Source organism: Paenibacillus sp. FSL K6-4396, from assembly GCF_038002525.1.
In the GTDB taxonomy this organism is placed as follows: domain Bacteria; phylum Bacillota; class Bacilli; order Paenibacillales; family Paenibacillaceae; genus Paenibacillus; species Paenibacillus amylolyticus_B.
Genome location: NZ_JBBOCR010000001.1, coordinates 449,202 through 472,817 on the forward strand (window position 1 = coordinate 449,202; position 23,616 = coordinate 472,817).

22 protein-coding genes are annotated in these 23,616 nt (G+C 48.0%); 15 read left to right on the plus strand and 7 right to left on the minus strand.

The annotated features are described in order from the left end of the window. Positions 1-19 precede the first annotated feature (19 nt). Entirely contained in the window at positions 20-292 is a 273-nt protein-coding gene (locus MHB85_RS02160; protein ID WP_091018402.1) for a hypothetical protein, read from the plus strand. 138 nt (positions 293-430) lie between these two features. On the opposite strand, the gene MHB85_RS02165 is transcribed toward MHB85_RS02160, so the two are convergent. The 4 genes from MHB85_RS02165 to MHB85_RS02180 all read right to left on the minus strand — a co-directional run bounded on the left by MHB85_RS02165 (position 431) and on the right by MHB85_RS02180 (position 5,150). Further along, entirely contained in the window at positions 431-1,207 is a 777-nt protein-coding gene (locus MHB85_RS02165) for a YcnI family copper-binding membrane protein (protein ID WP_341072287.1), read from the minus strand. 487 nt (positions 1,208-1,694) lie between these two features. After that, positions 1,695-3,404, minus strand: a complete 1,710-nt coding sequence (locus tag MHB85_RS02170; RefSeq protein WP_341072288.1) for a copper resistance CopC/CopD family protein — start codon at positions 3,402-3,404, stop codon at positions 1,695-1,697. A gap of 257 nt (positions 3,405-3,661) precedes the next feature. Continuing rightward, entirely contained in the window at positions 3,662-4,318 is a 657-nt protein-coding gene (locus tag MHB85_RS02175) for a response regulator (RefSeq protein ID WP_036616682.1), read from the minus strand. A 1-nt stretch (position 4,319) separates the two neighbouring features. After that, positions 4,320-5,150, minus strand: coding sequence for a sensor histidine kinase (locus MHB85_RS02180; RefSeq protein ID WP_091018405.1), 831 nt, complete (start codon positions 5,148-5,150; stop codon positions 4,320-4,322). 304 nt (positions 5,151-5,454) lie between these two features. On the opposite strand from MHB85_RS02180, the gene MHB85_RS02185 reads away from it, so the two are divergent. After that, positions 5,455-5,622, plus strand: a complete 168-nt coding sequence (locus tag MHB85_RS02185) for a hypothetical protein (RefSeq protein WP_017691019.1) — start codon at positions 5,455-5,457, stop codon at positions 5,620-5,622. Between the two features lie 132 nt (positions 5,623-5,754). On the opposite strand, the gene MHB85_RS02190 is transcribed toward MHB85_RS02185, so the two are convergent. From MHB85_RS02190 to MHB85_RS02200, 3 genes are all read right to left on the minus strand, one after another. Next, entirely contained in the window at positions 5,755-7,587 is a 1,833-nt protein-coding gene (locus MHB85_RS02190) for a bifunctional diguanylate cyclase/phosphohydrolase (protein ID WP_341072289.1), read from the minus strand. Positions 7,588-7,947: 360 nt separating this feature from the next. Further along, a complete protein-coding gene (locus MHB85_RS02195) occupies positions 7,948-8,538 on the minus strand; it encodes a DUF5317 domain-containing protein (protein ID WP_091018409.1) in 591 nt (196 codons plus the stop codon). A 242-nt stretch (positions 8,539-8,780) separates the two neighbouring features. Next, on the minus strand, positions 8,781-10,202 hold the full coding sequence (locus MHB85_RS02200) for a hypothetical protein (protein WP_341072290.1): 1,422 nt from the start codon (positions 10,200-10,202) through the stop codon (positions 8,781-8,783). A gap of 277 nt (positions 10,203-10,479) precedes the next feature. Here MHB85_RS02200 and MHB85_RS02205 point away from each other — a divergent pair, with 277 nt between their 5' ends. The 13 genes from MHB85_RS02205 (at position 10,480) to MHB85_RS02265 (ending at position 23,469) form a co-directional block, all read left to right on the plus strand. Continuing rightward, the gene (locus tag MHB85_RS02205; protein WP_017691014.1) at positions 10,480-11,511 is read left to right on the plus strand and encodes a BMP family lipoprotein; all 1,032 of its coding nucleotides are present in this window, start codon (positions 10,480-10,482) and stop codon (positions 11,509-11,511) included. 114 nt (positions 11,512-11,625) lie between these two features. Further along, on the plus strand, positions 11,626-13,125 hold the full coding sequence (locus MHB85_RS02210) for an ABC transporter ATP-binding protein (RefSeq protein WP_105601549.1): 1,500 nt from the start codon (positions 11,626-11,628) through the stop codon (positions 13,123-13,125). Then, positions 13,122-14,189 (plus strand): ABC transporter permease, encoded by a 1,068-nt coding sequence (locus MHB85_RS02215; RefSeq protein WP_341072292.1) that lies wholly within the window; start codon positions 13,122-13,124, stop codon positions 14,187-14,189. Before MHB85_RS02210 ends, MHB85_RS02215 begins: the two co-directional genes overlap by 4 nt. Beyond that, positions 14,173-15,096 carry an ABC transporter permease gene (locus MHB85_RS02220; protein ID WP_076332630.1) on the plus strand — a complete coding sequence of 308 codons (924 nt, stop codon included), beginning with the start codon at positions 14,173-14,175 and terminating at the stop codon, positions 15,094-15,096. Before MHB85_RS02215 ends, MHB85_RS02220 begins: the two co-directional genes overlap by 17 nt. A 47-nt stretch (positions 15,097-15,143) precedes the next feature. Further along, positions 15,144-15,815 carry a sulfite oxidase-like oxidoreductase gene (locus tag MHB85_RS02225; protein ID WP_091018416.1) on the plus strand — a complete coding sequence of 224 codons (672 nt, stop codon included), beginning with the start codon at positions 15,144-15,146 and terminating at the stop codon, positions 15,813-15,815. Position 15,816: 1 nt separating this feature from the next. Further along, a complete protein-coding gene (locus MHB85_RS02230) occupies positions 15,817-16,575 on the plus strand; it encodes a nucleoside phosphorylase (protein WP_341072294.1) in 759 nt (252 codons plus the stop codon). A 273-nt stretch (positions 16,576-16,848) separates the two neighbouring features. Continuing rightward, positions 16,849-17,460, plus strand: a complete 612-nt coding sequence (locus MHB85_RS02235) for a hypothetical protein (RefSeq protein WP_341072295.1) — start codon at positions 16,849-16,851, stop codon at positions 17,458-17,460. Between the two features lie 193 nt (positions 17,461-17,653). Continuing rightward, positions 17,654-17,839 (plus strand): hypothetical protein, encoded by a 186-nt coding sequence (locus MHB85_RS02240; RefSeq protein WP_036616704.1) that lies wholly within the window; start codon positions 17,654-17,656, stop codon positions 17,837-17,839. A gap of 123 nt (positions 17,840-17,962) precedes the next feature. Next, positions 17,963-18,454 (plus strand): GNAT family N-acetyltransferase, encoded by a 492-nt coding sequence (locus tag MHB85_RS02245; RefSeq protein WP_091018422.1) that lies wholly within the window; start codon positions 17,963-17,965, stop codon positions 18,452-18,454. A gap of 167 nt (positions 18,455-18,621) precedes the next feature. Beyond that, positions 18,622-18,978 carry a metal-sensitive transcriptional regulator gene (locus tag MHB85_RS02250; protein WP_091018657.1) on the plus strand — a complete coding sequence of 119 codons (357 nt, stop codon included), beginning with the start codon at positions 18,622-18,624 and terminating at the stop codon, positions 18,976-18,978. A gap of 60 nt (positions 18,979-19,038) precedes the next feature. Then, positions 19,039-19,239 carry a copper ion binding protein gene (locus MHB85_RS02255; protein WP_017691004.1) on the plus strand — a complete coding sequence of 67 codons (201 nt, stop codon included), beginning with the start codon at positions 19,039-19,041 and terminating at the stop codon, positions 19,237-19,239. Positions 19,240-19,477: 238 nt separating this feature from the next. Further along, positions 19,478-21,955: a heavy metal translocating P-type ATPase gene (locus tag MHB85_RS02260; RefSeq protein ID WP_091018659.1), complete on the plus strand. Its 2,478-nt coding sequence runs from the start codon at positions 19,478-19,480 to the stop codon at positions 21,953-21,955. Between the two features lie 353 nt (positions 21,956-22,308). Beyond that, positions 22,309-23,469 carry a YhgE/Pip domain-containing protein gene (locus MHB85_RS02265; RefSeq protein WP_091018424.1) on the plus strand — a complete coding sequence of 387 codons (1,161 nt, stop codon included), beginning with the start codon at positions 22,309-22,311 and terminating at the stop codon, positions 23,467-23,469. The last annotated feature ends 147 nt before the right edge of the window (positions 23,470-23,616 follow it).

The following is a 23,616-nucleotide window of genomic DNA, read 5'->3' on the forward strand; positions in this document are numbered from 1 at the left end:
CATGGGGGAGGGAACGCAAGTGGGTGGACAATTGCTGGTGGAATTGAATGATCTTCGGATTGCGGAAAAAGAACTGACACAGCTGCTTGCCCGTCTGCAAGCCGATGAACAGGAAGCGAGGGCGCTATACAGTCGCCTGAACGATTGGAAAGGGCAGTCTGCTGATTATACAAGGCAGCAGATTGAAGAGTTTTTTGCGGGCCTGTCCAAACGTATTCAATCCATCGAAATGCAGAAGAAAAGCTTGCTGCAATATATCGAAATTATGATCCAGACGGATCAGGAACGCTAAAAGAGTGGTTGGCTGATGCCATATTGCGGATGGCACTCAGCATGGATAGACAAAAAGAAGCCTATGGTACATCGGGGTTGATCCCGTATGTCATAGGCTTCTTAGTTATCTCAAGTTATCGCGTGCTGCATATCGTTCTTAACGTTTTTTGCGACGTGTAGCCAACGCGATTCCCAGGAAGGACAGAATCAGAGCCAGGATGGATACGATCAACGTTGCTTGTTGAAGCTTCAGTGTACCCGGGTCTGTATCCGTGTTGTTTGGTTCACCTGTAACGGTGTCATTGAGTGCATCGCCCAACGTAGTGTCATCGTTTGCTTTGCTATCGTCGGTAGCTGCATTATCCCCAGTGGCTGCTTCTGTACCTGCACTATCATGTCCATCGTTGGCATGACCTCCACCTGCCGCAGCATTACCAGCAGCAGCCGGATCTTCGCTAATCGTTGTGATACTGTGCGGGTTGGCATCACTTGGTTGGCCTGTCCATTCTACGATGCTGCCATCACTGTAGTATTGGAAGGCATCCCAAGCTACTTCAGCTTCAGACTTAGGGTTCTGTGCAACGAAGTTGAACTGCTGGAATTGTCCTGCCAGAATGCCTTCGTTATCGCCGTCAATCTCCCACGTAATTGATGTTACTTCATTGGAATCGTTCTTCTCTGTGGTGATTTTCCAGCCTGCCAGTGGTTGATATTGCTTGAATGCAACACCTTCCGGAACTTTCATGGTGATTTTGGTTGTAGGCAGTTCTTTCTCGGATGGAATCTTAATCGTGTACGTCTGCCATGCGCTCGTCTGTGCAACGGATGGGCTAACGGTAACGTGCGCGCTAGCGAATCCGGCAAATAGCATAAATGCTGCGGTACCTGTTGCGATAGTGGATGTTAGTTTGGAAATCCATGATGTTTTCTTCAAAATAAATAACCCCTCTCAGTTCTTATCATATATGATGCGGCCCATTTTCTTAAATGAGTGTCTACGTTCTGCAAAGGCCGTTTCGGTTACGAATTGTTCTTTCGATCACCGTTATTCCCGGAATTTCAAAATTTAACTAAATTTGATTTACACATACACTCCGATGACAGAATAACCCTCCAATCGCTGTTATCCCCAGATTTTTTTGATTTCCTTTTCTCAAAGGGAAAATCCGGTGATAGCATATGCTTCCGAAGCAGCTTTCTTTCAGAAAGCTTTTAGGCGATCGCTCCGCTTTTTCAGGTTTTTTCTGTCCTCTCCGTTTCAGTGTAAACATTAGTACATTTAATATTTAGTAGGTTGAAATCCGGGAATAAAGGCGAGTGCTTCGCTTCTCCAGAATCAATTTCGTTCCCTTCACTACATTTGCAGTTCGTAGAAACACTGATTTTAGATTGGATCACTTTTTAATATCAACGTTGTGTAACTATGGTTTGGCAGTGTCGATCTCGAATTCGGCATCCAGTGCATCCAGCGATTTGGTTAGCAGGTGTACCTTGATATTCCAACGTCCAGGCATGGAGATGTAATCTTCAGCCTTGTACACACCGGTGTCGTTTTTCGGAATGGTGATCTCATAGATCCCCATATCCATATCCAGATGTGTGAGTGACAGTGTGATCTGTTCCAGATCATTAACGATACTGCCATCTGCACGTTTCACATCAACTTCAAATTGGTTCTCTCCCGTCACATTGGGACTCACCTGAAGTGTGATCGCCGAGCCATCATCTGTAGTCTTTGTCTCCTGATACGGTCCAACTGCCGTCGGTTGTCCTGGAGACAGATGTGTCAGCACGGCAGCAAGAGCAAGAATTACAGCACCAGTAGCAAGCTCGACTTTCAGGCTGCCGGACAATCTGCTCCCCGTTGCTGCTCTAGCGAGTCGCGCATGACGCCATGCCAAGATAACCATCACAATTAGCAGCACGATCTTGCCGATCAGCACAAGACCATAGGCTGTAGTGAACAAGGAGGTCAGTACAGGCGCTGGTAGAATAATCAGACTGCTGTATATTCCTGTAGCCACCAGAGCGGCTACGGCGCCGATCCCCCAAGCGGTGAATCTACGTATGGCAGTCCAGTAGACTTCTCCTCGCACCTTCGAAGGCAGCTTGTCGGCGAGTGGAGGCAGACATATCGCCATGGCAGTCAATGCACCAATCCAGAAAGCGGCACCGATCAGGTGCACGAAGTCCATGGCAATGGCGAGAGCACGTTGATCCGCCGCAGCCGGATGTCCCGTCATGGCATGAGTGAACAGCCATCCAAGCACGAGCACGAGTGAGCCGTAAGAAGACCAGATGCGAGCACGGATGGATCGATCGCGATCATATCCGGAGAGAATCGTGACGGCCAATAACATTACAATGAGCATCTGTAACATCCAGATCTGACCAAAAGATGTCAGTTTGAGCGCACTCCCGATCAGTGCCCAGCTTAGTTCGCTGAGAGCCACACCAGATTCATATAACGTATTCAGTGGCAGGCTGACCAGAGCGGCAAAGGAAGCGGCAGCATAGCTGATCCATAACAATCTGTAGCTACCCGGAACGTCTATAGGTTCTCTTGTCATGGATGTTGGTGCAATTCGCAGCAGCAAGAATGCAAGTGTCCCCAGGATGACAGACAATCCGAGATACTGAATCCAGTCTGTCAGGGATACGATCCATTTCAGGGGCCCACCTGTTGAACCGGAACCAGATGTAAGATCACTTAGTCCGGCAGGAGAACCGGATGGTTCACCGATATGGAAAACATATGCCCCTTGAATTGGGTGTCCATCGGCAGACACAGCTTTCCAGTTGACGGCATAAGTCCCGTTCCCGAGTCCAGCCCGCAGGCCAGTCTCCAGAATATGAGGGTGATCCGCATCGATCTGTACGGTTCCGTCATCTGCCTGAGTACCGTCAGGTCCGGTAATTTTGATATCATAAAAGGCCGTCTGCAAGGATTCGTTGAACTCCAGCGTCAGCCGCTCCGGAGCAGCTACGAGGATCTCGTTCTCTCCTGGCGAAGCCTTAACAATATAGGCATGGGCAGATGCCCACTGTGGCATAACAAGGCAGCACACAAGCAACAGGCTGATGACCAATGCCCAGTGCCGTTTGCCCCATTTCAGGGTAAAGCTTGTCAAAATCAAAAAATCATCACCCTCAGGTTATAGATTTGTAGTCAATCCGGGTCCTTTATACACAATCTATCCCATTATAACTTTGTCCAAAATGACTGCGTATGACTACATTGGGCTATAAAAAAACGATTTGGTCTTCATAATTGTGACAAAAGCATGAATGTGTATGGTACAGAGCACCCATCTCGTCTTATGTTACAAATCTCATATTGGTGTGGGATAAGTTTATGCTACCATTCACATATTGCTACGAAGCCACGCTATTTGCGAAGTTTACGTCCCGCAAGCCCGCTCTCTAGCGCATAGCGGGTGAGTTGTACCCGGTTTTCCAGCTGGAGCTTCTGCAAAATGTTTTTTAGATGATTCTTCACCGTCTGGTCTGAAATACCGAGTTGATCGGCGATCTCCCGATTGGTATATCCCGCGGATACCCATTGCAGAATCTCAAGCTCCCGCGCCGTTAGCGGGTTATCTTGCACATCTTCACTGCGTGGTGCGGGAAACTCCTGTAAAATCCGGTAAGCCAGTTCCTTACTGAGCGGTGCGTCGTCACTGACGATGGCGCGCAGGTATTCAAGCCAGGTGGAAGGTGTTAGATTTTTGAGCAAATAGCCTTGAGCGCCTTGTTTCAGTGCTTCGAACAGAAACGTCACATCATCCGATACCGTGACCATAACAACAATAACATAAGGGAATCGCAGCTTGATCTGACGGGTGGCTTCCAGCCCATCCATGCCCGGCATCTGCACGTCCATCAGGATCAGGTCGGGCATCCATTGCCCAGTGAGTTCCAGCGCTTCCTGTCCATTCGAAGCTGTACCAATCACTTCAAACAGGCTGTCCTCGGATAAAATGCTACAGATCGCTTCACGCGCATGCGCATGATCATCAACAACCAATACACGTACATGTTCCATATTAAGCATGCTCCTTTCCTATCGTCATTCGTGTATGCCCTGGTCTTGAATCGAGGGTAAAAGACCAACCCATCTCGGCAGCACGCTCCTTCGTAATTCGCAGTCCGTACCGATCCTTCAGATGAAGAGGATCTCCGCTTAGTCCATTCCCATTATCCTGAATATAGATGAACCAGGCAATTGGATTACCTTCCGCATGAACCTGAACGCGGGTAGCCTGCGCGTGTTTGCGTACATTCAGTAACCCCTCCCGGATACAGGCGAGCAGTTCCACTTGCTCCTTGGAAGAGAACGTTACACCCCTTAGGTCCCAATGAATCTGTGCACCGGGTACCGTTTCTTTGACGAGCACTTCCACCTGCGCATGCAGTGAAATAATTTCTGATGTTACCGTAGAGGAAGGAACAAAACGCAACTGTGCAATAGCTTGCCTTACATATGTATTGACTTCATGCACGGTTTTTTGAATCTCCTGGATCTCATGCTCATGTCCGCTCCCTGCCAGACTACGGCCGGCTTTATCGGTCTTCACTGACAGCAGGAAAAGAGACTGAGATATGCCGTCGTGAAGTTCTCTTGCCAATTGGTCACGAGCTTCCAGGGCTGCTTTCGCTGCACGTTCCTGCTCCAGAGCAGCCCTGGCACCTTCGAGCATGCGGAACAATCGGCTGAGCAGCGTCACGCTGACGAGGTAAACGATGACGGGTGTTAACCAGTTTCCAGCGTCCATCGAAAGGTATGGCATCAGAAACTGATGACGAATGTATTCCCAGATGCCAACCGTGAATGTGGGGATCAGCAGAATCATCCATTTAATTTGTTTATAGGACATGAATGCAGAACTCCTTTGATCTAGGATTAGCTTATTTAGGTACTTTATTTATACAGGGATGGGACCATTATAACGCATGCTTGTCCAAGACCCTAGTCTGTGCCTTTGGAGAAAGCTGGGGAGGATCAGGGAGTATTTAGAAGGATATCTAAGAACGACAAGGGGTGAAATGTTGTCACGCTAGGTGAGGGTTGGTGTATCCAGCTGAGGAAGGCTGAGTCCGTTTTCCCTATTGGAGAAGGTCCTCTATACTTATATAGAACGTGAATTCATTACAAAACATGTTAAGGAGTGAAGCAACAACATGAGTCAAGAAGTATTGGAACGTCGCAGTGAATTGCTCAAAAAGAACATTCACCAGATGCTTGTTCAAGACAATCAGCACGGTATCAGTCGCCAAGACAACATGTTTTTGCAGCAGATGATCAAAGAGCTGCATCAGACCTCACATGAACTGAATACCAAATCTTAATGTAGAATCTGCACGAGAATGAAGATGTCTGGTGTACGATTCATTCCATGAAAATGAAAATGGCGCTATCTCCGATCAGACCGGGGATAGCGCTTTGATTTTTTAAGAGCCTATACAAAAGCCCCATTTATCTTACAGCAACTGTTGCTGAGCGGTTCTTTTCTCAATATACCGAATGAATAACTCGGCAAGCTCCGGATCGAACTGTGAACCCGAACATGCGCGTAGCTCCCGAATCGCTTCTTCCACGTTCTTGGTTTCCTGATACGGCCGCTCTGTCGTCATGGCATCAAAGGAGTCAATCACGGTCAGCATCCGGCACAGCCGGGGAATCTCGTTACCCTTTAGGCCGTAAGGGTAGCCCTTGCCATCATAGCGCTCGTGGTGAAGTTCAATATACGGAATCAGATCGGCGAAGCGATCGTTCGTGATCACCATTTTTTTGCCCCAGGTGACATGTCCCTTGATCGTTTCCCATTCTTCTGCGGTGAGCTTGTCTTTCTTGTTCAGAATGGACCAGGGAATCTCCAGTTTGCCGATGTCATGAATCAGTGCTCCCAGCACGAAACGACGCTTCTCCGCATTGTCCAGTGCGAGCAATTCACTGATATCCAGTGCATATTTGTAGACCCGTTTGGAATGTTTGAACGTATCCATATCCTTGTATCTGAACAGATTGAGCTGCTGCTCGATGTCACGAACGTCCTGTACCAGATCAATCTCATGTTCCATACCATCATTGCTGCCGTGGCGGTGCACGTTGTTCTTGCCCTGTTTCTTCGCATAATACAGTGCTTTATCCGCCTGATCCACGAGCTGGGATTTGTTATACATATCCACCTGATAGGGCGCGACGCCAGCAGAGAAGGAGAGACAACCATGTGGAAACACTTCAACGCCTTCAAATGGCGTGTCGTTCAATTGTTTACGCAGCTTGTTCATGAACCTGTAGGATTCGTCCAGCTCCATGCCTGGCATGAGCAAAGTGAACTCTTCCCCTCCATAACGAAAAGCGGTAACAGGTGTGCCTTCCGTCTTGCGCATCAGAAAATCCCCCAGCAGGGCCAGCAGACTGTCACCTTGTAGGTGGCCAAACCGATCGTTATACTTTTTGAAATCATCGATATCAATAAGTCCCAGACAGAGCGGTGTTCCCTGCGTACGAGCGGTAGTTAGTTCATTTTCCAACATACTTTCAAAATAACTATGGTTGAACAGACCTGTGCGTTGATCCGTGTTCGCCTTCTCCTCAATGCTCTGATACATGACAAACAACTGCTTGAATGCATGGGAGAGCAGAATGCTGAGACTCAGATACAACAACAGACCGAGTACGCCATTGTGCACAACCAGAATCGTCAATACTAGCGCCAGAATCAGAGTACATAAATAAACCAGCAGGGATTCGGTAACGAATGCCCGCTTCATCTGCTGTAATGCATCCTTTGTTGAGAAATGAAAGAATAAGCCAAGTGTGATCGTGTTGATGATGAAGTAGGCTGCGAGCGCTGCAAAATAAGGAATCAGGTTATAGCCGTCCAGCGTTCCCGATTGCCCGCCAGTCCAATCAAACACGGCAGCTGCTCCCGTAATCATGAGACTGTAGATGCTGAAATTAACAATGTGTTTCCACCAGGTTAGCTTGCGCTCTTTGATTAACAGGATGATGGAGACAGGAAGCAGTACAGATAAACTGAAAGCTCCGCCAAACATGAATATACAGGCAAGGTATACCGATGAATCCATGGATTGCTGATTGCCTTTGGGTGGGATCTGGAACGTGAAGTAATCCAGAATTAACGCCGCACCCAGCATGGTGTAGACCATAACCCAATCCGCCGTGGTTAGATGAAGATAAGACCACTTGTTCATGTACAGAAAAACACCGATCCCGGTACAGCTAAGCAAAATAACATACAGACTGCTTCGATCTGCCTTATGGATAAGGTTACGAATAAAGTTCATAAAAAATCTCCTGCTTGGGTTTAGTCTACTCTTGATGTGTATATAAATTGAGCTGATGGGTATTAACACTTACAAATGTTCAGTTCAATATATAATTGTTGTTCTTGTATTGGGATATATTATATAGATGTTTAACATACCAATTTGCCTGGCAAAAATCCAGAAAGAAAAAACAGGCCGCTGGCAGCCTGTTTGTCTTGTTTGGCGGTATGGATACTAGCCGCCCAGCTTGTATCCCGAGGTTAATGCTACAACGACAGAAGCCACGATGATTGCGTTGATGACAATGCGGGAATATTTCACACCTTCAAATTTTTTCATGGAGAAGACCTCCCTTCCTTGGAGTCTACCTGGTTCTCTTTAAGCCTGATGAGTTTTAGCGGTTTGTACAGCCTTTTTGTCCCGATTCACCATCATGTATTGGATAAAAAGGAATATGCCAATATTCATGACCACATCACCGATGCTGATGACTTGAGTCCGTGGATAAGGGCTTGAGAGTGGGATGATATCACCGAGAAAAGGCAAATGTGTAGATGCATCCATCATAAAATGCTTTGATACGGCGCCGCCTTCCCGTAGCATGTCTACATAGTAGGGTCCCAGTACAGCGGAGGCTTCCACAGAAACAGGCATGCGCCCACCGTTTACAGCCATAACGGCAAAATTGAGAAATACCCCAATCCAGATGAGCATGAAACCGGTATGGTGTCTGTTGAGCCACAGAAAAGCGAGCCCTGTGATGTAGACGGCAGCAAAGAGATATCCATTAATGGATGCCACCCATTCGAATCGTTCCTGGAGATAGAAAATAAAGAACTGGATTAGCAACAATACAGGGAAAATCCAGCCGCTTCGCAGCTTGAGTGCTGCAAACTGGTTGAGCCCATGCCGCAACCCTCCCCGAAAAAAACCAACGATTAAGCCTAGTAGAATACCGTCATATACCATGGAGTAACTCCTGTTCGTGCGGAGATATGCAATATGATTGCGTGTTTGTGTACATAAAGGATTCGACCTTATATTGGTAATTCCTGCATGAGAAAAATGATTTTGTAGAAGAAATTCGCAAAATGCTGAGCAAAAAACCGCCTTTACGAATCTAGGGGTCGAAAACCCTGGAAAATTCGGTGAAGACGGTTGCTTATAATGGCAAAATACGAGCTTTAATTCGGTTGGAGACGGAATTTATTTTATTCAGATCCACCGTTCAGATAGTTGAAGAAGGGCTGGTCCACCCAGAAGTCATACGTCGAAATGTCCGCATCAGGAGCCAGCTTTAGGAAACCTTCCCGAATGGATTTGGCATTTTCCTTCAGAGAGAAGGACTGAGCATAGTAATTGCCAAGCGCGATCTTATTATTGGAAATGACCGGATAGCTGGCCAATGCAGTTGGTGAGTAATAAAGTGGTTGCCACCAGGAATTGAGAATCAATGGAGATGTACTGTCACTGTTCTTCTTGGCATATTTCAGAACAATATCATTGAAGCGGACCTTGTCTGCCACATTGTTGAACTCGAACTGAATATCATATTCCTTCGCAGAAGCGATATAGTTGCCGTTTTCGATCTGTGTCACTTTATAGTCTGGCGTTTCCTTCGGCTCTCCCCATTCCTTCAAATAAATGAAGGCAGATGTCTTCGGCTGGAATTGCACATCAGCATCAATACCTTCGCTACGCAACAAACCAACCAACTGTACAGCATGTTGAATATTATCGTGGCCGTAGGTAAGTGTCAGTTCATCGATAAAGTTGGAATCAAAGCGGCTATCCTTCAGATTATAACCTGTTACGAGATCATCTCGCAGGGCCTGATCCACAATCTTTCTCAGCTCAGGTGATTCAATCAGATCCGCTGTGCGATATGCAGCATACAGTTTGGAATAGATGTCCGCATCGCCGGAACGCCCAATCTCATGTTTGTATTTCCCTTGACTGACCAATACACGTCCAAGCAGAGTATCAGCGAAATCTTTACTTGCTATGCCACCCTTAAGGAGAGCGGGGTATAAGCTTTCGGGAATCAGGCCTGTATCAATCGCTGCAGCCAGTTCCTGTGCGGCTTGTCCCTGAACACGGTTCGGGTTAATGCCAACTTTGGCAAGTGCTTTGGCCGTTTTCTCTGTGGGATATGTATAAGCGAGTTCCTTGAATCCGGCTGCTTTCACCGCGATGAAGACGGCAGTATAAGTGCTCAGTTGATCCTTGGCACGTACTTCTGTACCTGTAAGAACCCCACTATTGAATAAGGAAACGGCAGCGTCATAAGAAGAATCACCCGAGGCCAGATCGGTAAAGACAGGAGCTTTGGCTTCACTGTCACTTGCTTGAGTTGCTTCCGTGATGGCTGCAATGGCTTGAATGAAATCACCTTTGGTCATCTGTTGCGGCAATTGAATGTTGTATTTCGCTTGCAAGAATTGAGCAAAATCCGCTGCGCTTTCCGTATAGGCAACTGGCGCCTGAGCTACTGGTCCTTTGACACTTTGTGAGGTGGTGGGTTTAGCCGGAGTTGCAGATGCTGCAGAAGCGGAAGCGGGCAAGCTAAGGCTGCCGAGTGTTACCGGAGCGGCGAGTAGGGCCGCCAACGTGATCTGGGTGATTTTTTTCAAATGAATAGCCTCCTTAAAATGGGTTGGAAAATAAGTAGCTTTCGGTTATAATCCTGACAAATCCTATCAGAATAGAATAATTGGATTGACTTTAGCACGGAGACGCGCTGGATGTCAATGGAAAAAAAGCTTGCTATAAAGCGGTTTCCAAAGCTTGGTAGAAAGCAAATCATCAAATATATTCTAATTGAGTGTATACGCTCAAAGATTTATTGACAAGGATCGACAGTATCCGCTAGGATAAGAAAAAAGAATATTGAAAAGGGGTATTTTCAAAATGAAAAGAGGTTTATCGTTCGTCTTATCGATCATCATGTTGGCTATTTTGTTGGCAGCTTGTGGGAATTCGGCTTCCAAAGACGAACAATCCGCCCAAGGCAGTGATTCGGAGAAATCTCTTCGGATGGCCCTCGTACTTCCCGAAAAAATAGGGGTTAACCCTTTCTTTGTACAGATGGATGAAGGCTTCAAAAAAGCAGGCGAAGAATTCAAAGTAGACACCAAGACGATTGAATCGACAGACCCGGCAGCATTTGAACAAAATCTGCGTGCTGCGGTTGCCGAGAATTATGATCTGATTATTACAGCAACTTTCCAGGCAGAGGATGCATTGAAGAAAGTCGCTGCAGAAAACCCGGACAAGTCCTTTGCAATTGTAGATACAACCGTGGATCTGCCTAACGTACGTAGCGTTGGTTTCCGTGAATATGAAGGGGCGTACCTGCTCGGTGCAGCTGCTGGATTGTCCACCAAAACAGACAAAGTCGGCATGATCGCAGCAATGGACGTACCACTGATCAAGAAATATACAGAAGGTTTCAAAGCGGGATTGGAATCCGTGAATCCGGATGCTGAATTCCTTGTGAATTATGTAGGTGGATTTAATGACCCGGCCAAAGCAAAAGAATTGGCACTCGTACAATTTGGCAAAGGCGCTGACTTCATCGCTGGCGCATCCGCTGTAGGTGATCTGGGTGTGTTCGAAGCAGCGAAAGAAAAAGGCTTCTATACTTCAGGTCAGGATACGGACCGTACGGTTGAAGACCCGGAACATATCGTATTGTCTCAATTGAAATCAACCGATACGGTTGCTTATGAGACCGTGAAAGATTTTGTAGAAGGCAATTTCAAAGCAGGTGCAGTGAACTACGGCTTGAAAGAAGACGGTGTGGGCCTGACTTACGTTACACGTGATAGCGAATCTCCGCTGAATGCTTTTGTTGGACAAGAAGTGATCGACAAAGTGAAAGCAATCAAGGATGATATCGTATCCGGCAAAATCGTAGTCAAAGATCCATTGCAACAATAGTTTTGAATGTTCTTTTCAATGAATGAGTAATGGAAATGATCAGCCGGCTGCCCGATCAGGCAGCCGGTTTTGCTGCTATTAAATGACCGAGACCGAGAGGAGCGAACGCGAGATATGCTGTTGGAGATGGAGCACATTACCAAGAAATACGGCGGCTTCACCGCTAACCGTGACATCCGTTTTAATTTGCGTGAGGGGGAGATTCATGCCCTTGTAGGTGAGAACGGGGCAGGTAAAACAACCTTGATGCGTATGTTGTACGGCATGGAACAGCCTACGTCAGGCTCAATCAAAGTCCGTGGACGCGAAGTGAGCTTCGCTACGCCGTCCCAGGCGATGGCAAGTGGCATCGGTATGGTGCACCAGCATTTCATGCTGTTCCCTTCCTTTACGGTGGCGGAGAACATCGTGATCGGACGCGAGCCAGCTAAGGCAGGTACATTTGACCGCAAAAAGGCAGCGGCCCAGGTGAACGAGCTTGGCAGACAATATGGTATGCCGGTGGACCCGTGGAAAAAAGTATCCGAGTGCCCGCTTGGCATGCAGCAGCGTGTTGAAATTCTCAAGGTGCTGCATCAGGGTGCAGACATCATTATCTTGGATGAACCTTCGGCGGTACTGACGCCGCTGGAAGTAAAAGAACTGCTGGCGAACATGAAATCACTCGCCAAGCTGGGCAAAACCTTTGTACTAATTACCCACAAGCTGCAAGAAGTCATGGATGTAGCCGACCGGATCACGGTGCTTCGAGATGGTCAGGTGACTGGAACGCTGGAAGCCAAGGATACACATGTGGAGGAATTATCTCGTCTAATGGTTGGTCGTGAACTTGTGCGTATGGACAAGCAGCCATCGGTTCCAGCAGAAGCCGTTCTTCAGGTGGAGGGGGTTAATCTGTCTGGAGCAAAGGATCGTTCGGCGCTCAAGGATATCCACATGGAAGTTCGAAAAGGCGAGGTTGTTGGTATAGCAGGCATCTCGGGTAACGGCCAGTCGGAACTAATTCAGGTCATTGCAGGACTGCGTAAGGCAGACAGTGGTCGCGTTGTGCTCTCCGGGCAGGATACAACCAATTGGCCTGTACGGCGCATTCGGGAGCATGGACTTGCTCATATTCCGGAAGATCGTTACATGTGGGGAGCAGCCAAGGATGCGAGTGTTCGCGAAAACGGACTGATGGGCCATCATCATCGCTTGCAGTCACGTGGCATTATCAAAGCGAAAGCAGCAAGAACGATGGTAGAGAGCTGGATCAAACAGTTCAGCATCAAGACGGGATCTGCGGAGACCAAGGCGCAGTTTCTGTCCGGAGGTAATTTGCAGAAGCTGATTGCCGCTCGTGAATTTGCACAGGATACACCGTTTCTGATTGCAGCCGAACCAACCCGTGGTGTGGATATCGGAGCGATGGAGACGATTCATGCCGAATTGCTACGCAAACGTAGTGAAGGTGCGGGTATTCTGCTCATTTCATCGGAATTGTCTGAGATTTTGCAATTATCGGATCGCATTATTGTGATGTATGAAGGTGAAATTGCCGGGGAACTGAGAGCAGAGGAAGCAACTGAGGAACAGATCAGCTTGTTAATGGCAGGAGGGAAAGAGCGGATATGAATCGGGTAAAAGAAACACTTCGCGGACTCGTACAGCCGCTGCTTGCCGTATTCATCGGTCTGATTGCAGGGGCTGTGGCGATTCTGATTGTTGGCGGTAATGTGGTGGATACGTATGCGGAGATGTGGAAAGGGGCCTTCGGCAACTTCTACTTCTTCACCAATACACTGGCTCGTTCCACACCGATCATCTTGGCGGGACTTGGCGTAGCCTTGGCATTCCGGGCCGGATTTTTCAATATGGGAGCCGAAGGCCAGATGATTCTTGGCGGGCTCAGTGCCGCGCTCACGGCGCTCTATCTGCCAGGACCAGGCTGGTTTGTGTGTATTGCTGCGATTGTGGCAGGTATTGTTGCCGGGGGAATCTGGTCTCTGTTTGCAGGTTGGCTGGATGCTCGTTTCGGCATGAACTTATTGATTACAACCTTACTACTTAACTATATTGCCATTTATTTTGGCGGATACATGGTCTCCTATCCATTCAAGGATCGGACTGGATCAGCAGCGATGGCTCAGACACCCATGATTGACCAAAGTATCTGGTTGCCGAAGTTGTTCCAGGGCATGGGACTGCATGCTGGCTTCATCATTGCCATTGTCGCGGCTATGCTGATCTACTGGTTCACTCACAAAACGGTGACGGGTTACGAGATCCGCATGCTCGGCAGCAACCCGTCCTTTGCAACCTACGGTGGTGTTCGTCGCATTCGCATGATGATGCTGTCCATGGTCATTAGTGGTGGACTTGCTGGACTGGCAGGTGCGGGAGAAGTGCTGGGTACACAGTACCGTTTCCTTGATGGCTCGTTGTCATCGGCAAGTTATGCATGGAGCGGCATTATGGCCACGCTGCTTGCCCGCTCGCATCCACTTGGTACAGCTGTAGCAGCTATTTTGCTGGCTGCGTTACAGACAGGTGCCATGGGGATGGAACGGAACACGGATGTGCCGCTGGAAGTCGGCAGTGTCATCCAGGCCGTATTGACGTTATTTGTATCAGCTCAGATCGGTTATTCATTCCTGAAGCGGAGAAAGGAGAAAAAGTCCAATGCAACAACTGTTTGATGCAGCCATGTTTGGCTCAACCTTGCGGATTATGACTCCAATCCTGCTTGCAGCGCTCGGTGGGGCTTTATGTTCCCGTGTCGGTCTGTTCAACGTGGGTCTTGAAGGACTGGTTTTGATTGGTGCGTTCTCCGCCATTGTCGGTAATTATCTGTTTGGCAATGTGCTGCTGGCTGTACTCTTTTCCATTATTATCGTCATGTTGTTCTCGGCGCTCTTTGCCTTTATAAGTATTAATCTCAAGGCCAACGCCATCGTGGTCGGGATCTCGCTCAATTTCCTGGCTGCGGGGGTGACGACCTTTGCACTGCGTGCGATTTTTGATGTAAAAGGTGCATACTACGACAAGGACATGGTTGGACTTCCCAAGTGGGATATTCCGCTGATCAAAGACATCCCGTGGGTGGGCGATGTATTATCGGGACATAGTCCCTTGGTCTACCTCGGTATTGTGCTCGTGATTGGACTGCAATTCTATCTGTTCAAAAGTGTATCCGGCTTCCGCCTGCGCTCCGTCGGTGAGAACCCGATTGCAGCACAGAGCATCGGGATCAAGGTACGCGGCATCCAGTACGGTGCCGTTCTGATGTGCGGTGTGTTGTGTGCTCTGGCTGGCGCACAGTTGTCGCTCGGTCAGGTGACGATGTTTACCGAAGGCATGACTGCTGGTCGTGGCTTTATCGCGCTGGTGGCAACGATGCTGGGGCAAGCGAATCCGCTTGGCGTGATGGGCTCCAGTGTACTGTTTGGCTTCATGGAAGCATTGAGTATTCGTCTGCAAGGCTTCTCCTTGCCAACCCATTTCACATTGATGCTGCCGTATATTGTAACGCTGGTCGCGATGTTCTTTTTCAAAGACCGCACTTATGCACAAGATGCACTGAAAGCGGGCGGAAGCTCGCGTTAATTCCTGAATGCCCATGCTAGAGGCAGAAGAAGAAGGAGGAATTCCACTTGCATAACAAGGCTGAACGTTTGAAAAAAGGAAAAACCCCGGCACCCAAAGCAAGCAATGATCACGGAGATCGGCTGCCGCCGGGACAGATGCTGACGGAGAAATTCCCGATTCTGCATGAAGGGGAAGTGCCGGAATATGACCTGTCCACATGGGACCTGAAAGTATTCGGCGAAGTGGAAGAGGAGAAGGTGTTCTCCCTGGCCGAGTTGCAGGCGATGCCTCAGGTGAACACGGTAAGTGATATTCACTGTGTTACCCGCTGGTCGAAATTCGATACGCCGTGGGAAGGTATTCGCTTCTCGGATTTTGTGAAACTTCTGGGGGTTAAGCCGGAAGCAAAATACGTCATGATCCATGCGGATCATGATTACGAGACAAATGTACCGCTCGAAGAATTGATGCATGATGATGTATTGCTTGCATTCAAATATAACGGCGAACCACTAACGCCCAAGCATGGTTTTCCACTGCGTATGGTTGTGCCACAACTTTACTTCTGGAAGAGTGCGAAGTGGATACGTGGTTTGGAGTTCATGACAGAAGACCGTAACGGATTCTGGGAAGTGAATGGTTTCCACCATTTTGCCGATCCGTTCAAGGAACAACGTTTCTCGGGTGAAGATCTGCCGATTCCGGAAGACGAGTGGACGAAGAAGGAGTTTGATTGATATGTTGATGCCTATTTTGCAGATTCATTCGGAAGACATGCCGGCATATGCCATTGTCTGTGGTGATCCGGCACGTGCGGAGAAGATTTCCCGTAAGCTGGAGCAAGCGAGAGAACTGGCGTTCAGTCGGGAGTATCGCACGTTTGTTGGTCTGTACGAAGGGGTACAGATCGCTGTGGCCAGCCATGGTGTAGGGTCACCTGGAGCGGCTGTCTGCTTCGAGGAATTGATTCGAGCGGGTGTAACAACTCTGATTCGTGTAGGTACGGCGGGATCGTATACAACGGATTTTCCGGCAGGTAGTGTGATTGTGAGTACAGCCGCTGTTCGTACAGACGGGTTGACTCGCCAACTGGTACCGGATGGTTTCCCGGCGGTAGCAGACATTGGGGTGACGCAAGCGTTGATTGAAGCTGCTCGTGAGCAAGAAAGCGCGGATGCTGCAACATTTGCAGGCAAAGTCGGCGTTGGTATCACCGTAACACTGGATGCGTTCTTTGCAGGCGTGGAAGAGATTCCACACCGCAAGTACAAGCAGGCTGGGGCACTTGCGGCCGAGATGGAAATTGCGGCACTCTACATCGTCAGCACCTTGCGTGGCGCTCGTGCCGGAGCGATTGTCGCAATCGACGGATTCGCGGACAGCGATCTGGCTGCGGAGTATGATCCGCATACAGATGCGGTTGGACAAGCGGTGGAGCGCGAGATTAATGCCGCTCTGCAAGCGCTAGTCGCGCTTGCTCGTCAGGATCAGGCATAGCCTGGATAAGGTAAGGACGCATTTGTGTTTCAAGGGTGAGTTTGTGCTAGTTTTACAAAGCAAAATAGTAGCTGTTGTCCATTTGAGATGGACATTTAAAGAGGGCGTTCCGAAAGGTCATAAATATGACCCAGGGGGCGTCCTTTACTTTTTGATTTTTCCGTTTTTGGTTCAGTGGAGCCTTTTAAATGAACTGAAAAAGAAGAGGGTATACAGGTACAGTAGCGAATTGTATTTGCATGGCATGTTATTAAATTAGGAGGGTGATTATATATGGGTTGGAGTGAATTACGTGAAATTCCTAATGAATACAACGAAGAGGTACAGCGGATTGATCAGCAACTTTTGAAACTGGTTGCAGCTAGAAAGGAAATAACTGGAGCGGTACAGTACCAACCCCCTCAAAGTACCATTGATGAATGGGTGAGCATACTGGATATGACGGAGGAAGATATCCGATATGTTCTTCGTAGCGTGCAGCCGATGCCACAAAGACACTACTTTCCAAGTGAACCTCTTCAATTAACGAGTGTGGTACCGATTATGAAGAAAATGATTAAAGATTCATGTGAGTATATGATCACACATTCGATGCAATATGAAGGCGAAAGCCTCGTTTATGTGGAGATTCAATATAAGGGGAATGAAGCTGAGCGTATACAAATGGTTCCACATTTGGCTCTGGAAATATTCAGCGAACAGAGGCATATCACCATGAGACATGGCAGTCGTGGAGGAGGTGGGGAGACGCAAATTAGTTTCCGAGTGGTTCCTGCCCTTCCTTCTTCTCTGGAAAACGTTCGATTCTCCTTGATTCCCTCCATACCAGAGTTGGAATACAAAGTAGAGGAAATCATTTTGGATAAACAGGTTGATTTCGATTAACGGGGAACAGGATATATCATGAAAAATGACGTATGGATAATGCGCATGTATTTAGGGCGCATATCTATACGTCATTATCTTTATCTGGGGAATAAGTGGATGGCCTGTCCTTCGCGAAGAATGATAATGCAGAAAATGGGCACGTTATATAAAGGAACATCAACATGAATACGAAAAAAGGGAGGACTCTACGATGACACAGAACAATCAACCTCAGGATGAAGCGGAAATTCGCAACAAGCTGGATGAAGACGGGGATTCCTTGATGGAGAAAAAGAAAATCTTGAGCGGAGTGGACATTGAGCCGCAGGCGGACGAATGGGCAGCGAAGCCATCACCTGTTGCTTTTAATGAAGGAAATACTTCTTCGAAAAAATAATCAACATGAGCATCATATGGGCTTGATGGAATGAAGATAAATTTTGTGAAGCAGGTACCCTTATGGTATCTGCTTTTTAGTTGTATAATAATGTAAAATTCAGCAGACGAAAGAGTGATAGGGATGAGCACGAAGGGGAATGTTAACATTCGAAAGGCAGAACTCAGGGACTACTCTGGCGTGTCATGGTTGATGGATGAACTGCACCAGATGCATGTTGAGGCGCGGCCGGATCTATACAGAGTGTTAGAGACCAGAATGGAGGAGAAGGAATTCACCGAACTACTGGAAACGGACAAGCGATACCTGTATGTTGCCGAGTCTTTAGAAACAGGCTTGATTCTGGGTTACGGGAGTGCGCAGTTGAGTGTAATTCAGGATAACCCATTGATGGTGGATCGCAAGATGCTGTACATCCATGAACTTGTGGTGGATACCAAGCATCGGGGCCAAGGAACGGGCAAACAGTTAATACAGGCATTCATCGAGCTAGGAAGAGAGCTTCAGGCAGACAGCGTGGAATTATCCGTGTCGACGTTTAACTCGGACGCACAGGCTTTCTATGAACAGATGGGTCTGGTCGTTCGCAGCAGCAGGATGGAATATACCTTGTAAGATGCACTGCTCTTTATAATTCGAACAAGCAATCATCTATTTTTAACAAAATATCAAAATGAACTTGAATACCCCCATGGGGTATGTTACTCTTAGAAAAGAACGAAAGAAAAGGGGTGTTCATGATGGATCATCAGAGCCATCCCGAGGAACCTTTGCAATCCTCCATGTCCGATTCAACGGAAGCTTCGGCTACAGTTCAAGAAGCAGTATCCTGTCATACCGAAGGCAGTGATGGGAAGCATGTGCGCAAGAGTCACCATTCGCAGGAGATGAAGAGTAACCTGGTTTCTCGTTTGAACCGTGTGGAAGGTCAGATTCGCGGGATCAAGGGATTGATCGAGAAGGATACGTACTGTGATGATGTGCTGACGCAGATCGCGGCGGCTCAGTCTGCTCTTAATTCGGTAGGCAAACTTCTGCTTGAAGGCCATATGAAGAGCTGTATCGTTGAACGCATTCAGGCTGGTGAACATGAGGTTGTCGATGAACTGCTGGTTACGATGCGGAAGTTAATGAAGTAAGATGAATCAATTCACCTAATTAATTTTATCATTTTAATATACCCCAAGGAGGAATTTACAATGTCTAATGTTACGTTGAACGTTACGGGAATGTCTTGCAATCACTGTGTGAAGTCGGTTGAAGAAGCTGTGAAGAATACCGGTGCGAGTGGTAAGGTTGATCTGGCAGCGGGAACAGTAGCGGTGGAATATGATGAGCAGACGGTGAACGTGGATCAGATCAAAGCTGCGATTGAAGATCAGGGATACGATGTAGTCTAAAAAGGGATCACAGGCTTAAACCGAACATGCTCATGGGCGAAAAAGAGGTCAAAGTACCTTTTTCCAAGAGCCAGGTTTAAGCCTAATTTTCTGTCTAATATATACCCCTTAGGGGTATGTTGAATGCAACATACAAAATTGAATCGACATGAAAGGAGCTGACATGATGGATAACTCAACGAATAAACCAACGGATAAACCAACGGATAGATCATCTGAACCCACCCCAATACCACCTATGGCAGACGCACCAGGACTGAAGACAACACTGCATATCACGGGCATGACGTGTGCCGCATGTTCGACACGAGTGGAGAAGGGCTTGTCCCGAATGGAAGGTGTGCATCAGGCTAATGTGAACCTTGCGATTGAACAGGCAACCGTTTCTTATGATCCAAAGACAACCAACGTGAATGCGTTGCGGGATAAAGTAGAGGCGCTTGGCTACGGAACGGTGTCCGAATCGGTTGATCTGAACATCACCGGTATGACGTGTGCTGCCTGTTCTGCCCGGATTGAAAAGGGTCTTTCCCGACTACCGGGGGTATCTCAGGCGAATGTGAATTTGGCGCTGGAGACAGGGCATATCGAATATGCCGCGGGCTCATTGAAACCTTCGGATATTACTGCCAAGATCAAGCAGATGGGCTATGGTGCTGAACTGCAATTGACCCAAGAAGAGACCACATCGGTTCGTGAACGTGAGCTGCAACGCAAAAAGTGGAAATGGATGATATCGGCTTTGTTATCAATTCCTTTGCTGTGGGCAATGGTTGGGCATTTCTCGTTCACATCCGGAATCTATGTACCCGAGCTGTTCATGAACCCTTGGTTCCAACTGCTGCTGGCAACACCGGTACAGTTCGTGATTGGGTGGCAGTTCTATATAGGAGCGTACAAAGCACTTCGCAACCGCAGCGCGAATATGGATGTTCTTGTCGCACTGGGTACCAGCGCAGCGTTTTTCTACAGTCTGTATCTGACGTTATCCAGTGGGTACTTGCCTTTTGCGTCGGTGGATCATAGTGCAATGGGAACGGGCACAGCCGCCATGCCTTCGGTAGAACTCTATTATGAGACAAGTGCAATTCTAATTACGTTAATTTTACTGGGAAAATGGTTGGAAGCTGTGGCGAAAGGTCGCTCTTCACAGGCGATCAAAAGCCTGATTGAGTTGGCTCCACGTGAAGCCCGTGTCATCCGGGATGGACAGGAAGTTATGGTTCCTGCTGCATATGTTACGGTAGGAGAACTCATTCTGGTGAAGCCGGGTGACAGCATACCAGTAGATGGTATCGTTGAGGAGGGGCAATCCTCTGTAGATGAATCCATGCTAAGTGGAGAGAGCCTTCCCGTGGATAAAAAACCGGGAGATGCCGTTACAGGTGCTACGCTGAACAAAAATGGAGTATTACGACTGCGTGCGACCCGAGTAGGTTCCGACACGGTTCTGTCCCAGATTATCAAAGTGGTGGAACAAGCACAGGGCTCTAAAGCGCCGATTCAACGGATTGCAGATGTTATATCCGGCATATTTGTTCCGATTGTCGTCGGCATAGCTGCATTGACATTCTTGATCTGGTATCTGTTTGCAAGTCCGGGTGACTTCGCCGGTTCCCTTGAAAAAGCCATTGCTGTGCTCGTCATTGCCTGTCCATGTGCACTGGGGCTGGCCACGCCGACCTCAATCATGGCTGGATCAGGCCGTGCTGCTGAGTACGGCATTCTGTTCAAAGGCGGCGAACATCTGGAGTCCGCACAACAGATTCAGACCGTGGTGCTCGACAAAACAGGTACAGTGACTCAAGGTAAACCCGTGCTTACCGATGTTATCACGGCTCCGAATTGGACGGAATCGGATCTGCTTGAACGTGTGGGAGCGGCTGAACAGAGTTCCGAGCATCCGCTGGCAGAGGCGATTGTTGTGGGTATCCGTGCCAAGGGCCTGGAGCTGATCCCAACAGAGAAGTTCGAGAACATACCGGGATATGGTGTGCGAGCTTCAGTAAAAGGGCAGGAAATTCTGGTCGGCACACGGCGATTGCTTGCGGATGAACAGGTCAATGTCTCAGAGGAAACCGTTCAACAGATGAACCGACTGGAAGAGCAGGGGCGTACAGCGATGCTGGTAGCGGTGGATGGTCAGTGGGCAGGGATTGTGGCTGTGGCTGACACCATCAAGGATACCTCTCGTGAAGCGATCGGTCGTCTTCAGGCGATGGGGATTGATGTTATCATGATCACGGGAGACAATGAGCGGACTGCTCGCGCTGTAGCGGAACAGGCAGGGATCGGTAAAGTGCTGGCTGAGGTTCTGCCCGAAGGTAAAGCTGCGGAAGTGAAGAAACTTCAGGAGAGTGGCCTGAAAGTTGCCATGGTAGGTGACGGCATTAATGATGCTCCGGCACTTGCTACTGCGGATATCGGGATGGCCATTGGAACAGGAACGGATGTAGCGATGGAAGCGGCAGATATTACATTGATGCGTGGTGATCTGAACAGCATTGCAGATGCGATTGAAATGAGCCGGCGCACGATGGGTAACATCAAACAAAACCTGTTCTGGGCACTCGGATACAACGTTATTGGTATTCCAATTGCGGCAGTTGGCTTCCTGGCTCCATGGCTGGCAGGGGCGGCGATGGCGTTCAGCTCCGTATCGGTTGTACTGAATTCCCTACGTCTGCAACGCATGAAGCTGAAGAGAAATGACTGACCGACCTTTGTTTGGAGATACATTCAACGCCTTATTGTCAATGAAGTGAGGATGAATAAATGCGCGGTTCGCTGCGGCGGACCGTGTTTTTTTGTTGAGAAAAATACAGTTAAGTCGCCAGAAAGTAAGCCTAAATTGTTGGTATAGATGTTCTTTTCTACGGAGAAAAGATAGCATAATGCTCTTTTGTGAAAATGGATCGATAGTATTCATGAATAAAGCTTACGTTTTCTGAATATTTCAAAAATGAGTTGACAATATGGTCATATTCACATAAAATTTAAACGATCGTTTGATTCAAACAACTGTTTAAATCAAATTAGAACTATTTTGAGTAATGGAGGACACCTTTTATGTTACAGGCTTTACGTACATTGTTTAAAAAACCGCCAGTGATTGTAGGGATCGTAACAGCACTTATGTTCCAAGTGATCTTTAGCGTGATCTGGATGACCGCATATTCTGGAGTAAATGACCGTGCAAAAGAATTGACGGTTGCGATTGTGAACGAGGACGGTGAAATGTCCAAAGGCATAGCGGAATCGCTCGCAGGAACACTGCCTTTCCACACCGTAGCCAATCTGAGTGCAGCTGAAGCGTTGGATCAGTTAAATCATCACCAAGTACACATGGTGCTGGATATCCCGGCTGGATTTAACGAATTGCTTCAGACGGCTGGCTCAACCGCCGAGATTAAATACACCATTAATGAAGCAAACCCGGTTACGATTAAAAGCATGATGCAAGGTGTATCACAAAGTGTGACAAACACGATTAACAAACAAGCTACAGCGCAAGGGGTACAAACGGTACTTACTGCTTCGGGCGCGCCTGCTGATCAGGCTGCTGAAGCTGCTGCGAACCTGGCTACCCGAGTGGAAGGAACGACAACGTCCATCAACCCGGTTAACGGGATGAATAATCAGATGGTGCCAATGATGATGGTACTGGCTTCCTATGTAGGTGCCATGATCATGGGGATGAACCTCCAGACAGCCATGGGTATGCTGTCATCTACCTATTCCCGTTTGACTTTGTTTGGCTCGCGAGTAGTCATTAACGTGGGTTCTGCATTGGTCGTTTCCTTGCTGGGATCATCACTGATCGTGGCACTGGGCGGACAGATTGCACAAGGATTCGTTGCGTTCTGGTTATTCCAGGCACTCTTCCTATGCACGTTCATGTTCTTCTCCCAGTTCTTCCTGATCTGCTTCGGACCGGCAGGAAGTCTGTTCAACATCATCTCACTGTCCTTGCAGCTGGTATCTTCCGGTGCTATGGTACCGCGTGAATTGCTGAACAGCTTCTATAGCGGCATTGGGCAGTACCTGCCTGCAACATACGCCGTTCAGGGCATTCTGAGCGTGCAGTTGGGAGGACCAGGAGTTCAGTCTGCTGCAGGATCTATCGTCATTGTACTGTTGGTTGCTGTTGCTTTGTCACTGGTCGTGACGTTATTGAAAAAACAACGCATGCCAGCTATGGCTCCAAGCCCGGCTCAAGCAAACAACTAAATACAGCAGATGCATGAAACGGCTTCAGAGATAGGACAAGCACCCCGATGATTTTCATCGGGGTGCTTGGTGTAATATAATAGACAGATGATTCGCTGGCTGCAGTCCTTGAGCTGGAGCGAATGAGATGAACGGACAAGAGGGAGC